We start from the raw sequence: 15,638 nt of genomic DNA, 5'->3' as shown, positions 1-15,638 counted from the left end.
CAAGAAATGTAAATAGCAAATTAGACTCTTACAACAATTATTGCTATAGATCGCATTTGTGATTTTGTCGTATGGAGTTATTTATCTGCTAAGAATAAAATATAATGTATTTTTTATTATTCGGTTGATAATTTGAAGAGCTTATTCATAGTTTTATTTTTTATTTTTTCGCTATTCAAATTCATTGATTCAACATTTGGAGATGAAGGTTTGGCTAAAGATGATATGAATGAATTCTCACCTTATATTTATGGGGTTTTAAGTAGAAATGGTGAGGTAATAAAGAATCAAGAAATTAAATTTGGTATGATTTCAGCCGATGTAAATCAAGAAATCACTACAGTGACGAATGATGATGGAGAGTTTGAATTTGAATCTATTCTTAGGCCTAAGAAAAAGTCAATATTTTCAGAGTTGAATGAAGTTAGAGTTACGGTTTATATAATTGCAAATATAGGAGGTGAAGAAATAGTAATATGGAATGGTGTATTTTCAAAGTATAAAGTTCATCCTTTTGCAAGGAATAACATGAAAAATTTAAACTGCGACATAACAAATCCATTGAGGTATTTTGGTTTTGAAATAGAGAATAGTAGCGTACTTAAATACGTTTATAGTCAATGTTCACTATTTGGATACAAAGAATCAGAAATACATGGAAACTAATGATAATGAAGTCTTTATCACCGCGTCAAGCATCTAAAATTGCTAGCATACCTTACCAAGTATATAATAATACATTAGCCTTTGTTGACCCATTGATTGAAAAGGTATTTAGTTTTGATACGAGTAAGAATGTATTCAAAGGATCATCTGGTGGATTTCTTGGATTTGGAAGCAAGACCTCAGATTATGCCGTGATTGGAGAGGGAAAAAAAGAGTTTTCTGATACGATTGTAATCGCATTTAGAGGTACCCAAATTAACGCCGGTGACATTTTATCTGATGGTAACGTGGGCTTGGCAGGTTCTCCGAGCGGTTGCACTGTTCATGCTGGTTTTGTCAATTTATTTAATAGTATAAAACCACAGTTATCAAGCTATCTTTTACAGTACAAGAGAAAAAACAATAAAGCTCCTAAAGCTATTCATTGTGTAGGGCATAGTTTAGGTGGGGCATTAGCTTCACTTGCTGCTGACTGGATAAAAGAACAGCATAAATTGTGTGTACACTTATATACTTTTGGTGCGCCAAGAGTTGGTTTTTTGCCGTATTCTCGCCGTGAATTTTCTAAATCTTATCGTTGTACGCATGGAGCAGATCCCGTGCCTATGGTACCATTATGGCCATTTTATCACGGAGGTGATGAATACAGATTAGATGCGAGTTCAGGAATGTATTTTTGTGCTCATGGTTTAAATGAGGAATCTGTTCCTGGATATATGAATACTGCAAATGTTGAAGATTGGAAAGGTTTACAAATTGCATCAATAAATTATCTAAGTCGACCTGTAACACTTTCATATGTTAATAGATATAATGCACAATTTAATAGTAGTTGGATTGAGAAATTAGGTTCAGCAATTATGACTTTGCTTCGAGTAAGTGGTTTTGGCCATATTATTATGTCTTCTTTAACTGCAGGTTTAACTAGTTGGGATATTTTAGCTCGAACGATGGATAAAATTGCAAAAATCAAAGACAAGTACGAGGAAGATGTTCGTGGTATTCTTGGTCATATGAATGTAATGTCTGGTAGTGTTGCCATTGATCTTTCCAATATTACTTATTCTGTAATAAAGCAATGTTTTTCAAGGCTGATCAAAAAATTAAAGTCTTATGTTGAAAAAGCACTTAATTTAACTAAGTAGCCTTAGAACGACTTAAACCATCGTTATAAATCCTTATTTTCAATTTTTGTGATATATAGTGATGGTTTTATTGTTCGCTATGAGTATTTTTAACTTTTTATTTTATAACAAATAAATTGTTAGATTTAAATTGTGAACTTAATTCAAAAGAATATCGTTTCTTTTTTGGAAATAACATAATAAAAATGGTCGTGAGTTTGTAATTGCAAGTAGATGTAATTTGAATGGTTATGTGTATAAATAATCACTTGATGAGGAAATATGATGGCTACTCTATCACCTAGGATTGCATCAGAAATTGCATATATACCATATCAAGTTTATGGTGATGATGGACGTATTTCCACTACTGGTTATGGTAGTTATTTAGAGCATTTGTTTGGTTTGATACCGGCACAACCGCTGGCGGAATAATTGACACCTATATTGTGAGAGGAACAGAAGATTTGTTGGCTTCTCTCTAAGCTCGTAAGCTTGATCCGGTGCTTTGATAACTAAAGTGGTATCCGGATGGGCTGTCATCGTTGATCTAAATAGACAGTGATTATGCTAATCAATAATAGCTGCGAGGTAGTATCATTTAGATCCTGAATTTTTTGTTGCTAAGGGGTTAGTACTTATTCGATGGTATTTGGCCATCACGTTCCATTTTTAGCCGGTTTACTCATCGTTAAAGGACATTTTCACTCTTATCCAAAGAGCGGCAGGCTTCTGCAAAAGTGTAGCCGTCATCCAGAACCAGATTAGTAGTTTCAAGTTTAAATTCAGCAGAAAGAGTGCGACGTTGTTTTGTCATGAAGCACCTTTAAAACTAGGCGGTAACTGTACCACCTAAAAGGGTATTCGGGATCATTAAGAGCCGATCCTGATAGGCATTTTTCCAGGCTATAAGGCCACAGGCAAAATATAACATGGCCTCATAATTTTTAGCTTTTTTGACCAGCGGATTAATAATCGCTCGAAAGCGATTTACCCAACTGTGGCTACGTTCGACTCTGGAGTTATTGAGTTTGTCTTATCTTGTTTTTCTTCGCCTCGTGGACGAACGTGAGGGACGAATTTCCGAGTAATTAGTTCTCTCTAGCTTTTGTGATTGATAACCCTTATCTAAATACAAATGCTATTTATTGAGACATGGATGACCTGCTCCCAAGTTATCAACGGAACTCAAAGTGAGAGTGACGGAGCTAGCTATAATTGCTAACGGCAAACCATTTGTATCGGTTAAAAGGCTACGCCTTACTCCTTGCTTCCCTCAATCTGTTGGCTTTCGCCCGGTTTTTTTGATTCCGCTAAAGGTGCTTTTGTTATCGCGCTGCCTATAGAAAGTCACGACTAATCGGTTCTATTGAGCTTTCTGCACTCTACCAAATCATTTTGCCAAAGACGCTCAAATACTTTTGCATCACGCCATTCTTGAAACCGACGATAGGCTGAAATTGATGAACCAATCCCTGTTTTATTGAGAGCATATTCACTGATGCCCCGTGGACATAACAAATAAAATCGCTGACATTGTTGCACGAACATCAACCCTTTTACGGTGAGTACCTAATGGATGATTGTCTTTTGGTTTGAGGATAAGCGGTTCAATCTTTGCCTACATTTCATCTGTGAGTTTCCAAGGCTTTGGATTTGATGTCCAGCCATAATTACTACCATATTTTGATCACATTAGCGTTATTATTGTAGTGGTCAAGTAAAATTGGCCACAGTTTTAGAGTCATTCCAGAATAACCGTTCTGACTCATTTGGCGTCAGACCTCCGTTATATTGATGTGGCCTGATCTCGCTGTAATATCCTGTGATGTACTGTGTGATTGAACGCTGTGCTTGGGCAAAACTCTCATATCCTATTGATGGTACCCATTCTGTTTTTAAGCTTCGGAAGAATCGCTCCATCGGGCTGTTATCCCAACAATTTCCCCGACGGCTCATGCTTTGCTCAATCTGATATCGCCAGAGTAGTTGCCGAAATTTCAGACTGGTGTAATGCGAGCCTTGATCACTATGGAACATAACATTTTTCGGCTTTCCTCTTGCCTCAAAAGCCATTGATAGCGCTTTACCCGTTAAGTTGGTATCCGGCGATAGAGACATTGCCCAACCGACGGGTTTTCTTGCAAAGAGATCGATAACCATGGCTAAATAAGCCCAGCGCGTTCCAACCCAAATATACGTGACATCACCGCACCAGACTTGGTTCGGCGCCGTCACGGCGAACTGGCGGTCTAATTTATTAGCTACTTCAACGTGTTCTTGAGTAGCCTTCTTATAAGCATGCTTAGGCAACTGACAGCTCACTAAGCCAAGCTTTTTCATTAACTTACTAGCACGATAACGGCTCAGAGGTATGCCTTTTGCCGTAACGATCTCTGCGATAGTTCGAGCCCCCCGCAGAGCCATTACTGATGCGGTACGCGGCTTTAACTTCGCTAGATAACTCGACGAAATCAGAATTAATCGCCTTGGGGCGGCCAGACCAATATTTGTAACTGCTTCGATGGATGCTGAACACATCACAAAGTGTAGATACACTGTGGCTCTGCTTGAGTTTCTCTACTAGCGAGAATTGTTCAGCGAGTCGGACATCAAGAGAGCTGTAGCCTTTTTTAATATTTCATTATGTTCTTCGAGGCGAGCCAGTTTCTTCTTTAACTCACGGATCTCGATTTGTTCTGGCGTCATCGGGGAAGCTTTAGGTGAAACTCCTTGCCGCTCTTCTTTGAGTTGGCGAACCCACTTATCCATGGTGGATTTACCGACATTCATTGCCTTGGCTGCTTCAGCTACCGAGTAGCCCTGGTCAAGAACCAACTGCGCGGCTTCAAGTTTAAACTCGGGGCTAAATGTTCTTCTACTGCGTTTTGTCATTGCGTCACCTGTTAACTTCTGAGGTGATGATATCACCTCTTATCAGGTGGCCAAATTAACTATGCCACTACATATCTACTGATATAGGCACTAACCCCCTATAGGGAGCGGTTTATCTGGTGTATTATAGAGAAAATCAGACTTAACCTTTACCCTTCCCTATAATAATAGCCATTATCACTGTATACTGGCGATAATTTTATGGAAATTAACATATAGAACTGAATTGCGGGTTTATACCCAATGGTCATATTTTCGGTGGAATTAACTCATCGAAATGATATGTTTTTAACTATTATTTTCTTTAGTTAAATCCATTATGGTCGATAGTTAATTATTAGACATTTAGCTTGAATAAGTTTCTTTATGGATAAAGTACGAGTAATAGCGTTAATTGTGGCAAGTATTTCGAAGGGTTTAGCCTCTTTTGGCTTTATTTTTCATGCTCTTAATGCGCAATCATTAATGCCGAAAAAAGACATGAGAGTGCAAGTTCAAGCACAAAATAGTCGTTTTCTTGCAACATTATCTACAATTATTATTGCTAAATATTCTTATTCTAATGTGACAATCATTGTTACAGATAAAGGTTTTCCCCTCCTCTCTGGTATATCTTATAGGTATACATTGTTATCTGCGTTGGTTTGTATTGTAAACAGCGATAACCTGTTTGTGCATTATCCTCATATAGCGAAGGTTGTCCCCTCGTAATTCAGCGCTCAATTTAATATCGAATTAAAAGTTTAATACCCTCGTCATGTAAATGACTCATATTATTTAATTAACAAATAAGAAAAACATGAATAAATTTACCTTAGCGACACTTGCTACACTTATTCCTCTCTACACGCATGCTGCAGATTTCAATACCATCTCAAACTTTGGTGATAGTCTGTCCGATATCGGCAACAAACATATGATCACTGTCGATATGAACCAGAAAACCTCAGGAAAAATTGGCATTCGTGCCTCTGAGCCGAATTTTAATGGCCATTTCAGCAATGGTCTCGTTTGGACTGAATACTTGGCCGATTTCCTTGCGATGCCGATGCCGACACGAGGTCATGGGAAAATCGAAAGCAAGGTAGTTCTTAAAAACCAAGATGATAAAATCGTGACCTACCATTATGAAAGTGCGCCCTTGTTAGGGACCAACTGGGCCGTTGGTGGTGCGATGTCTGGCTTGGGGAATTTTATCGATATTGATGCGGCCAATGGATTTACTGCCTCTTCAGGCCTAGACGTGCTGACAAACAGTGGTCAGCAAATTAAACAACGTATTGCCCATAAAGGCCAGTTCAAAGGCAATGAGCTGATTAGCTATATGAGCGGAACCAATAATCTGTGGTTTACCTTGTTCGGTGATCTTAACCAAACGGGTGACAAAGCGGCATCTTACGCTCTTGCTGATATCAAATCCTTGATTGATGCGGGGGCAAAACAGATTCTTGTTGCCAACATTCCCAATTTTGTTGATGCACCATGGTTTGCAGGTCGACAGGACATAACGGTTCCGTTTATCCAGTCACACAACCAAGCATTGAAAACAGGCTTAGAAAAGCTGGCGGCAAGCCATTCTGATACTGAGATCTTTTATTATGATACGTTCGCCGTATTTAATAAGGTGATTGATGATGTGAAAAATCATGGTGAGTACCGTGATGCAAAACTGGATGTCACTATTACCAACGTGACTGATGAAGCCTATAGCTATGCGACAGGGGCTGTGATCGCCCAGCCAAACCATAATCTATTCTGGGATGGCCTTCATCCGACAACCGCAATGCATAAAGTCATGGCTAAGCATGCGGCCGATCTTATCAAAGCTGGGGAGCCGTTGTGATTTCACTTAAATCTATACGCCATCAAATCATTATTGGTGCCGTAAGTTGCCTATTAATATCGCTTATTGCGGTACTGCTTGTTGGTCAAAAATACGCCAGTCAGCTTGAAGAGATGGTGTACAACAAAACGTATGCGTTTTCTGATCAACAGCTGACTCAGCAGCTGGAATATACCAGCAAATACAGTTCAGCACAGATTCAAAACCAGCTATCTGTCGCGATGGACTCCGTTGAAGCGCTAGCCAGTGTGTTATCTGGTATGGCGAGCGGTGAGCATGGTCAGACTAAGATCAGCCGTGAAGATCTGTCATTGGCTGTGCGTGATTTGCTGGCGAGTAACCAGAAGTTTTTAGGGGCTTATATCGCTTTTGAACCCGACGCCTGGGATGGAAAGGATGCGTTTTATGAAGCCATCGATGGTAAAGGCCAATTCAACGTGTATTGGACCCGTGATAGCGGTAACCAATTAAAGCCTTCATCGGTCGATTCGGATCGGTTTTATAGCCAAGAGCAGACCAAAATAGGGACTCGCGTCAGCGAATGGTATCTTTGCCCGCTTGAGACCGGAAGTAGCTGCCTGATAGATCCGTGGGTATACAATGTTCAGGGTAAACAGGTATTAATGACCAATATAGTTACCCCGATCAAGGCCAATGGTCAAACTATCGGCATGATTGGTATCGATTTATCGGTAAACTTTATCAATGAGTTGGCACTTAGTCTGAAACAGAACCAATTTGGGCCAAATTCTCATGTCAGTATTATTACTTATCGTGGTGTTGTTGCGGGTGATACCAGCTCGAGTGCTCAGCTCGGAGCTGTGTTGCCAGACTGGGCTAAGCAAAAAAGCCAGCTTCAAGCGGGTAAGCAATCATGGAATGAGACGGACAAGGATTCCAACTTAGTCACACCGATTACGGTAGGAGACACCAATACCCCGTGGATGTTGTCAATTACCATACCTAAAGCGGATCTGTTTGCAGACATTAATGGATTACAAAAAGAGCTTAGGACGTCGTTCAGTGATTTCCTTAATGCTCAGTTCATCGCTGGCCTGTTGATTTCGGTATTGGCCCTTGCCATGCTCTACATACTGGCTAAACGTATCTCTACACCGATCCAGCAAGTGGTAAACATTGTTCAGCAGCTCGGTCAGGCTGGTGGTGATTTGACCTTCCGTTTGGATGTAACGAGAAAAGATGAAACGGGCGCTCTGATGAAGGGGCTTAATACTCTGATGGCTTCGTTGCAGAGTATGATCCGTGATATCGCAGGTTCTGTCGATCATTTGAAACTGTCGGCAAATCGTTCTGCCGGTATTGCTGAAGCATCACATCAAGATGTACAGCAGCAACGTCAGGAACTGGAACAAGTTGCTACAGCAATTAATGAAATGGCTTCTACGGCAAGTGAAGTGGCCAATAGTGTTGCGACCACAGCAAGTTCAGTTGAGGAAGCAAATCATGTCATTATGCGTTGTAGTGACGTTGTTAATGACAGCGCTAGCGTCATTAATCAATTAGGCGAGGAAATGGAGCGTTCTTCTTCGACCATTATTGAATTAGAAACTCAGAGCCATCAAATCCGCAGTATTCTAGATGTGATCCGTAGTATTTCAGATCAAACCAACTTGCTGGCTTTAAATGCCGCGATAGAAGCAGCTCGGGCCGGTGAGTCCGGACGTGGTTTTGCCGTTGTTGCTGATGAAGTTCGTCAGTTGGCCTCAAAAACGCAAAATTCTACGGAAGAAATTCAGCAGATGATTAACCAGTTCCAAGGTCAAATCAAGCTGACAGTAGAGACGATTGCCAATGGTAAAACCTTTACCCAGAACAGTATCGAAAGCAGCAAAACGGTCGTCGTAGAGTTAGAGTCCTTAATGGCTTCAATGTCAACCATCCAAGATATGATGTGTCAAATTGCTACGGCTTCTGAGGAACAACATCAAGTGACTGAAGATATTAACCGTAATATCAATGCGATCACCGAGATAACCATCAAAGCAGCTCAAGGAGCAGAGACATCAAATCAGGAAGCTCAAGGAATATTGGAGCAAACCAGTGAGGTTGAAGATAAGCTAAATAAATTTAAGTATTAGGATTAACTTCACCTTTCCTAGCGGCGACGTCGTCGCCGCTATCTTTAGCCCTTGGCGGCCAATCGTTACAATCTCTTCGCTGTAAATTCGAGAACTTAGGGCTGTCGTAGTCAGTATCCGCGTGGGTGTCAGTGCAAATTATGAACAATTAATCAGGTGATGTTTATCTTTGTTTGATAGGTTAGATATAGACTTACAACAAGGATATTGAATATGGAAATGGATTGGGTAAGTGGCATTTTACGGTTTGACTCGTTTTTTGCGGTGACAATAGGCATTTTGGTCTTGTTTGTTGGTCGTCAGATTAACCAGCGGTTTGCACCATTGCGCGAGTTCAGCATTCCTGAGCCGGTAACGGGCGGGATTTTGTTTTCGGTACTGATTGCACTGGTTTATATGGCGACGGATATCGAGATATCGTTTAATCTTGTCGCCCGTGATGTATTGCTGGTGTATTTCTTTACCACGATCGGGATCAATGCCAGCTTGAAGGACTTACTTAAAGGCGGTCTGCCATTGGTGATCCTGCTAGCGATTACAATAGGCTATATGGTGGTGCAAAACCTGACAGGGATTGGGGTTGCTGCTATTTTCGAGCTCGATAGTGCGGTCGGTATGCTGGGTGGCAGTGTCTCTTTGATTGGCGGGCATGGTACGACAATCGCGTGGTCACCGAGGATCTCCGAAGGTTATGGTATCAGCAACGCGATGGAGATAGGGATTGCCTGTGCAACATTTGGCCTGATTTTAGCTAGTTTAATGGGCGGGCCTATCGCCAAATTCCTTATTACGCGACATAATCTCAAACCTGAGCAAAAAGAAGCCCTGGATGTCGGCGTAACCGAAGAGAGTGACAATGGGCATATCAGTGGCTTTGATTTTCTTGATGCCATTTTCTCCATTCATATCTGTGTCATTTTGGGCTATATCCTCAATGGCCTGATTGATAGTGCAGGTTTGCAGTTGCCGCTTTTTGTTACTTGCCTGTTTGCCGGTATTGTGATGACTAACGTGGTACACGGGACGGGTATCCGCCGAATGACAGGTACACACTGGCCGGCAAGAAAGCCCGCGATTGCCTTGATAGCGGATATTTCCCTCGGCACATTTTTGGCAATGTCGCTGATGAGCATGCAGCTATGGACCTTGATTGATTTGGCTGGGCCGATATTTGCCATTTTGGCGGCGCAGTTTACGGTTGCGGTACTGATTAACTTGTTCGTGGTCTTTCCTGCAATGGGTAAGAATTATGACGCTGCGGTGATCTGTTCGGGGTTCGGCGGTATTTCGCTGGGCTCAACACCTACGGCAATGGCAAATATGTCTGCTGTGTCTCAACGTTATGGTAACTCCCACCTTGCATTTATTATTGTGCCTTTGGTTTGCGCATTTTTTATTGATTTGGTTAATGCGTTGATGATCCCGTATTTTCTTGCCAATTTTTAGTCATTGAGTGAGGGAAGCGATCAATAAGCTTAAATGGATCGAAAGGCCATTTGGGTTAGATAGGCTGAGTGCTGTTGCGATATATATCCAATGCCAAGCTATGCTTGTACAGAGTAGCGGCAGATAACAGGATGTTTATGCAAGCGTTCAGAGCTTCCTCATTGGTTCGATGCCACATGGCACGTTATGGTTATCGATATTGTTTGTTGGCCTGTATGGCAACTGTACTTCCTTGCCGGGCCGAAGAGGGAGGTGTCGGTCATTATGTTCCGGGTACCTTGAGTCGTGCGATGGCAATGCTGCCGAGTGAGGGCAGCATTGCGGTTCAGTTTGCTTATGTTGATACCCAAGGTGAATTTCCCAGTGAGCAAGTTGTGCCTGTAGCTGGAAAGAGTGTGACGCAATTTGCTGTGGATAGCCGTGAATATCGCCTCGATATGATATGGAATACCGGGGTGGATGCCGGTCATGGTTGGACATATAGCACTGGTTTAAGTGTACCTTACCTCTCGGTCCGTAGCGCGGGAAGGGGGGTTACCGACAGCGCATCCGGATTGGGGGATATCGTATTGGCTCCATTGATCTTAACGCATGGCTGGAGCGATCACTGGCGGACTGATATCCGGTTTGCGGTTCATACCCCAACGGGGAATTATGACAGGGAGCGAACAGCCAATCCGGGCCGACACTACTGGACGTTCGAGCCAGCTATCGGTTTGTATTATATGCAGCCGTTTACCGGGCAAATGTTCAGCGTTTACGGGGGCATGAATATCAATACCACCAATACGGCAACGGATTACCATACTGGGACGCAAGTGTTTTTGGAGTCAACTCTAACGCAGAGTGTACTGGTGCTTGGGGGAATGGTCGGGCTTGGTATCACTGGATTTGCCTATCAACAGGTGGAAGGGGATAGTGGAAGCGGTGCGCTAGAGGGGGCATTTAAGGGGCGCGCTTTGGGGCTCGGTCCAGTGTTGCAGTACAGAGCACAGTTGGCGGGGGCACAATTGGCGGCTGATATGGAATGGCGTTTTCCGTTTGCTACTCAGAATCGTCCTGACTCGGATAGCTTTTCAGTACGTTTGCAGCTGATTTACTAAGTAAGCGCGGCATTGGCAATGCCGCGCTTGGATATGGCTTAACGTTGGAACGATAGGCCCCACATCAGCACTTTGTTCTTTCCGTTAGATGTGTCGTGTGAGCTATGTGCCGAAATTCGGATACGGTCAGCGTACAAGGTGCGTGGAAGTGTGAATTCCTGACGCTGGTATGATGGTCCGTAGATTTGAGGGAATTCAAAGCGACCGGCTTCTTCCCACTCCATTGTCATTCGATTCCAGATAGAAAAGCTGAATGTCTTCAAGCGTGTACCATCAGTCAGGTTAGCCGAACCAAGACGGAATGTTTTTAGGCGCATTGGTTCTTTGAAATCTATCGTGAAAGACATTGGCATTTCATGGTAGTACTCCTCTTCGGCTTGAAGGTACAGACCCTGAGACAGGTTTAGGTTGAAATCACCGCTGTTGGTGAAGTGTGGCTCTAGGCCTCCTACGTCCTGAAGAAAACTGTCAGTCAAAACGTTCGCGTGGCTATTCGGTTTGTAGAAAACCTCATCAGGCATAAAACTGGCGATATCAGAATAGGTAGGAATGTCATCTGTAAGCACACGCGTCGTCAGGGTGAAATCACCTTTCTCACCGTTAGGACCGAACCAGTTACCCGTCCAGTGCTCGTTAGATACGTTACCTACAAACCAGTTTCTTGTTTCGCCGTTATGGATTTCGAACTGGAATCGTTCTTTCTCACCTGACCCGATATAGTGGCTGTTCTTGTTTTCTACCATGCCGGAAACCATTTCGCCGGACTGTGTTTTACCAATAATGGTATTGCCTGATAGATCCATCTTCAGCTGAAGGTTTTCCTGATAGTCGATTACACCATCCAGTGTATTGTCGTAATGCAGGTAAACCGTCTCATCACTTGCCGAAACGGTCATCGGTAGCGCCAGCAGTGTAGCAAGCAGTGTTTTTTTCATTTTTATAAATATCCTAACAGTGTGACTCTATTATGTGGGACTTTGTCTGCCTAGTTGCTTGGGCAGAAATATGTTGAGCAAGTCCAAATTTGAAGGCGGCAGCAAGCATATTTATTTAAATGATTTGAGATGAAATATCACAAACGCTGGATCGAGATCACGCCATATAGGGGAGTGTGGTGGGCATGCTTTCGTAGAATCGCGTTTTCTTGAGTATGTTTGCGATGTATAGATTTCGAGCTGGGAGGGCTTACAGGAAGGGATTAATCACTAAGTTCAAAGAGTGAAGGCACAGTAGCAATAAGGCCGCTGTGCCTTGAAAAGAGGCGAGGGATCAGGCGTTCAGAATGAACTGCTCGATAACAGCCGCAACGCCATCTTCGTCATTGCTCAGGGTAATGTGGTTGGCAATGGCTTTGGTTTCATCTGTGGCGTTACCCATTGCCACACCCAGGCCAGCATATTCGATCATATGGTGATCATTACCGGCATCACCCATACAGATCACTTGGCTAGCATCAAGGCCAAGATGTTCCGCAAGCATGGCAACACCTGTGCCTTTATTGCTATTAGGATTCATGATTTCTAGGAAGAAAGGCGCACTTTGGACAACGGTGTAGTTGCTGTAAAGGGCTTCAGGCAGTTGGGCAATGGCACGGCTTAGGATATCCGGATCCGCCACCATCATTACCTTGATAACCTCTTCGTCATCGGCAAGCTCTGCAAAGTCAACCACGGTTGTTTCGACCCCGTTGATTTCAGACTCGTGCTCGGTGTACGGGTTGTTTTCTGGGGTGATTAAGCCTCGTTCAGGGGTAAAGGCATGGATAAAGGTGCCGAGGTCATGGGCAAGGCTTGCAATGTTCTTTGCATCGCGGCCGGTCATAATTTGTTTGCGGATCACTTCTTTGCTGGCGACTCGCTGAACGAGCGAGGCGTTATAGCTCAGGACGTAATCGTGATCTTCTGTCATACCGAGTTCATCAAGGTAACGGGTCATTCCTTCAAGCGGACGACCAGAAGCCAATACGACATGAACGCCGTTATCACGGGCTGCTTGGATAGCTTGTTTGGTTCGAGGGCTGACGGTTTTCTGCGAGGTAAGCAGGGTTCCGTCCATATCAAGGGCAACCAGTTTGTACATGAAATACATCCATTGGTGAAAATTTGTAGAGCGACCATCTTAATCAATTATTGTGATCAACTCGACAACATTCCGTGATATTGGAGTGACTTTTCAGATCAGCTTGATGCTTGTCAAGTTCAATCGCCACCGAGTCATCCCCGATGGCATTGTGGTGTATAGGGGGCTCTTGGCCTCTAGATAGCAAAGGGGGAGAGCTTGAGGTTATAGAAGTTGCTGTGTTGAATATCTAGATTAATGTGCTGGAGTGATTCAACAAATAGCTGCAGCGAGGTCAGTAGCAGGTAGCACTCATCGGCGTCTTGGTTGCTAAATGCAAATTGTAGAACAGATTGTTTGCTGAATCCGGACAAGTACGTTTGCAGGTGATTCCGAAGTTGTTTTAAGGCGAAATCATGATCGGAATATGATTCGTTGATCATGGTGGTATTCAAGAAGGTAGCCATATCTTCAATTGAGCGACGGACAAGCCGATCGATCCCCGCATGGTATGATTGCTGCTGCCATTGTCGATAGCTGTCCGAAAATGCCCGGTACTGGACACAAAGACTATACGCATGGCTGATCAGTTTGTCGGCGTCTTTCTTGTCGATATCGGGGAATACCCGCCAATTAATGAGGTTGCTGGCATTATCGGCCATCGCAACGGCCCTCAGTGGTGAGGGAACTGACAGGGTGACTATCGAGCCTGATGATGTATCTAGCAGAGCTTTTAATCCGTTTTGCAAAGAACGGCGAAAATAGGTGAGCTGACGCAGGAAAACGCGTTCTGGTGCACCGGAAAATACCCCGTGGTTAACAAAAAATATGACCAGCATTCCGATACTAATGATCAGTAGCTGGAGCAGGGCTGACTGGATATCGTAACTCGGTACCAGCTTCATCGCACTGTTGCTCATCAGAACCAAGTTTTGGGTACCTAACAGGCGATGGAAAATCTGCTGGGGCTGATTGAATAGATACCAAATACCAAAGGCATTGAGAAAGTAGAACCCGCCCAATTGCCAGATTTCTGTCAGATGCGGCAAAACGAAGACATATTGCAGCAGAACGAAGCTTGACCAGCCAATCATATACAGCAGGATTGAGCGGGTGTTGGCGAAGGGTAGTGAGAGTATCACGCTACCCAGAATCCCCCCCAGCATGACGATCATCGCTCCGCCAGGCATAGGCACATAAATCCACAGAGCAATACAGATCCATATCATGATGCTGGCTTTCAGGGCATTAATCGCTCGCTCAGGATCAATGGCTAATGACCAATGATTACAAGACGGCTTGTTCAGTGATGAGGCCGTTGTAGTGTCACCATTTTGGACTTGGCCTGAAACGGCCTCGTGCAGTGTCTGGAGCATAACATGGTGCAAGGAGTCCATGTCATTGAGTACTTTTTCAAGCAGTCTTAGCGCACCATGTTGTTCGCTGGAATTTGCAGCCATTTTGAACAGGGCAATTGGCGCCGGAGGTGGATTGCTGCCGGCGCTGTTGTCGGGCGGCAAAGCCTGTTGGCTCTGATCGCGGTTGTTTGCAAGCAATGACGAGGCCAAGAGGGCGCGACTTTTCATATTATTGAAAAGCTGGATAACAGCCTCGCTCTGTTCCGGAGCAAGCGGCTTGCTGAGCATATGGTTGGCTTCTGACAGGTGCCCGCATAATAGGGCCCACTGGCTATGCTGGGCGAGGAGTTGCTGCCATTGAGCTTCCCCGCCACTGATTTGATAGCTATCGGCTTTTGCCGCTTGAAGGAGATCTTCAAAGCGAGTTAGCTGTTTGAGGCTATTGCCGAAAGAATATTCTTCACCAAGCTGCCCAGTACTCTCAAGGTTGGCGATGGCAGTGTCGATGTGCTGTGCTTGGGTATCGAAATAACCTTTGAGAGTATCAAACAATACGATGCGGCTTGAGGCCGGCCACATCAAGCTGAATACCAAAGTAAAACAGAACACCCCGAGAACGGTTTCCTGAATACGCAACACCGCAATGGTGAAGGTGAGATCGCCGGAAAGCTTGCCCATGACGATAACCAGAGTGGCAACCATCAGGCCGATACTCCAGGCATAGCCATTTCGCGGATTGGTTTGCTGGTAGACGCACAGGGCGGCAAAAGCGGTGTAGCACAACAGAAAATGCAAGGGTTGTTGCGCGAAAGAACCGACAAGGACAAAGGCCATCCCCACGCCAAGCAAGGTGCCGAGAATACGGTGGCGGCCTTTTTTCAGCGAATGGCCACTGGTTTCAGTGGCAGCCATGACAATAACAGCAAAGGCGGCCCAGTAGGGTTTGTCCCATCCAAGCCACAATGCACTGACAATGGCGAGGGTGAGCGCAGTGGCTACCTTGATAGGCAGTTTGCAACGTTGGCTTATCATGGCATTTCCTCGGC

The 15,638-nt window shown here is 43.9% G+C and carries 12 protein-coding genes and 2 pseudogenes; 8 read left to right on the top strand and 6 right to left on the bottom strand.

Going from position 1 to position 15,638, the window contains the following annotated elements:
- The first annotated feature begins 210 nt into the window (after nt 1–210).
- The 3 genes from ACSF8X_RS21410 to ACSF8X_RS21400 all read left to right on the top strand — a co-directional run bounded on the left by ACSF8X_RS21410 (nt 211) and on the right by ACSF8X_RS21400 (nt 2,225).
- The gene (locus ACSF8X_RS21410) at nt 211–666 is read left to right on the top strand and encodes a DUF6795 domain-containing protein (protein WP_500851381.1); all 456 of its coding nucleotides are present in this window, start codon (nt 211–213) and stop codon (nt 664–666) included.
- A gap of 5 nt (nt 667–671) precedes the next feature.
- Complete coding sequence (locus ACSF8X_RS21405) at nt 672–1,811, top strand: lipase family protein (RefSeq protein ID WP_500851380.1); 1,140 nt, start codon at nt 672–674, stop codon at nt 1,809–1,811.
- A gap of 261 nt (nt 1,812–2,072) precedes the next feature.
- Nucleotides 2,073–2,225 (top strand): hypothetical protein, encoded by a 153-nt coding sequence (locus ACSF8X_RS21400; protein WP_500851379.1) that lies wholly within the window; start codon nt 2,073–2,075, stop codon nt 2,223–2,225.
- 256 nt (nt 2,226–2,481) lie between these two features.
- On the opposite strand, the gene ACSF8X_RS21395 is transcribed toward ACSF8X_RS21400, so the two are convergent.
- From ACSF8X_RS21395 to ACSF8X_RS21385, 3 genes and pseudogenes are all read right to left on the bottom strand, one after another.
- Entirely contained in the window at nt 2,482–2,607 is a 126-nt protein-coding gene (locus tag ACSF8X_RS21395; protein WP_500851378.1) for a transposase, read from the bottom strand.
- 15 nt (nt 2,608–2,622) lie between these two features.
- Nucleotides 2,623–3,405 (bottom strand): annotated as a pseudogene (locus ACSF8X_RS21390) (IS5 family transposase).
- A gap of 101 nt (nt 3,406–3,506) precedes the next feature.
- A pseudogene (locus tag ACSF8X_RS21385) lies at nt 3,507–4,685 on the bottom strand (IS3 family transposase).
- 366 nt (nt 4,686–5,051) lie between these two features.
- Between ACSF8X_RS21385 and ACSF8X_RS21380 the strand changes: the two are divergent.
- The 5 genes from ACSF8X_RS21380 (at nt 5,052) to ACSF8X_RS21360 (ending at nt 11,176) form a co-directional block, all read left to right on the top strand.
- Nucleotides 5,052–5,396, top strand: coding sequence for a hypothetical protein (locus tag ACSF8X_RS21380; RefSeq protein WP_500851377.1), 345 nt, complete (start codon nt 5,052–5,054; stop codon nt 5,394–5,396).
- A gap of 88 nt (nt 5,397–5,484) precedes the next feature.
- A complete protein-coding gene (locus ACSF8X_RS21375; RefSeq protein WP_500851376.1) occupies nt 5,485–6,528 on the top strand; it encodes an SGNH/GDSL hydrolase family protein in 1,044 nt (347 codons plus the stop codon).
- A complete protein-coding gene (locus ACSF8X_RS21370) occupies nt 6,525–8,627 on the top strand; it encodes a methyl-accepting chemotaxis protein (RefSeq protein ID WP_500851375.1) in 2,103 nt (700 codons plus the stop codon). Before ACSF8X_RS21375 ends, ACSF8X_RS21370 begins: the two co-directional genes overlap by 4 nt.
- A 219-nt stretch (nt 8,628–8,846) precedes the next feature.
- Complete coding sequence (gene gltS, locus ACSF8X_RS21365) at nt 8,847–10,073, top strand: sodium/glutamate symporter (RefSeq protein WP_500852142.1); 1,227 nt, start codon at nt 8,847–8,849, stop codon at nt 10,071–10,073.
- Between the two features lie 215 nt (nt 10,074–10,288).
- Nucleotides 10,289–11,176 carry a SphA family protein gene (locus ACSF8X_RS21360; protein WP_500851374.1) on the top strand — a complete coding sequence of 296 codons (888 nt, stop codon included), beginning with the start codon at nt 10,289–10,291 and terminating at the stop codon, nt 11,174–11,176.
- A gap of 38 nt (nt 11,177–11,214) precedes the next feature.
- Here the strand turns inward: ACSF8X_RS21360 and ACSF8X_RS21355 are convergent, their stop codons facing one another.
- From ACSF8X_RS21355 to ACSF8X_RS21345, 3 genes are all read right to left on the bottom strand, one after another.
- Nucleotides 11,215–12,111 (bottom strand): hypothetical protein, encoded by an 897-nt coding sequence (locus ACSF8X_RS21355; RefSeq protein WP_500851373.1) that lies wholly within the window; start codon nt 12,109–12,111, stop codon nt 11,215–11,217.
- Nucleotides 12,112–12,445: 334 nt separating this feature from the next.
- Nucleotides 12,446–13,255, bottom strand: coding sequence for a sugar-phosphatase (yidA, locus tag ACSF8X_RS21350; protein WP_047878949.1), 810 nt, complete (start codon nt 13,253–13,255; stop codon nt 12,446–12,448).
- A gap of 176 nt (nt 13,256–13,431) precedes the next feature.
- Nucleotides 13,432–15,624 (bottom strand): FUSC family protein, encoded by a 2,193-nt coding sequence (locus tag ACSF8X_RS21345; RefSeq protein WP_500851372.1) that lies wholly within the window; start codon nt 15,622–15,624, stop codon nt 13,432–13,434.
- Between the last annotated feature and the right edge of the window lie 14 nt (nt 15,625–15,638).

It is taken from the genome of Photobacterium panuliri, from assembly GCF_059920555.1.
Note: the sequence above shows the minus strand (reverse complement) of the source record. Positions and strands in the feature narration are given on the sequence as shown.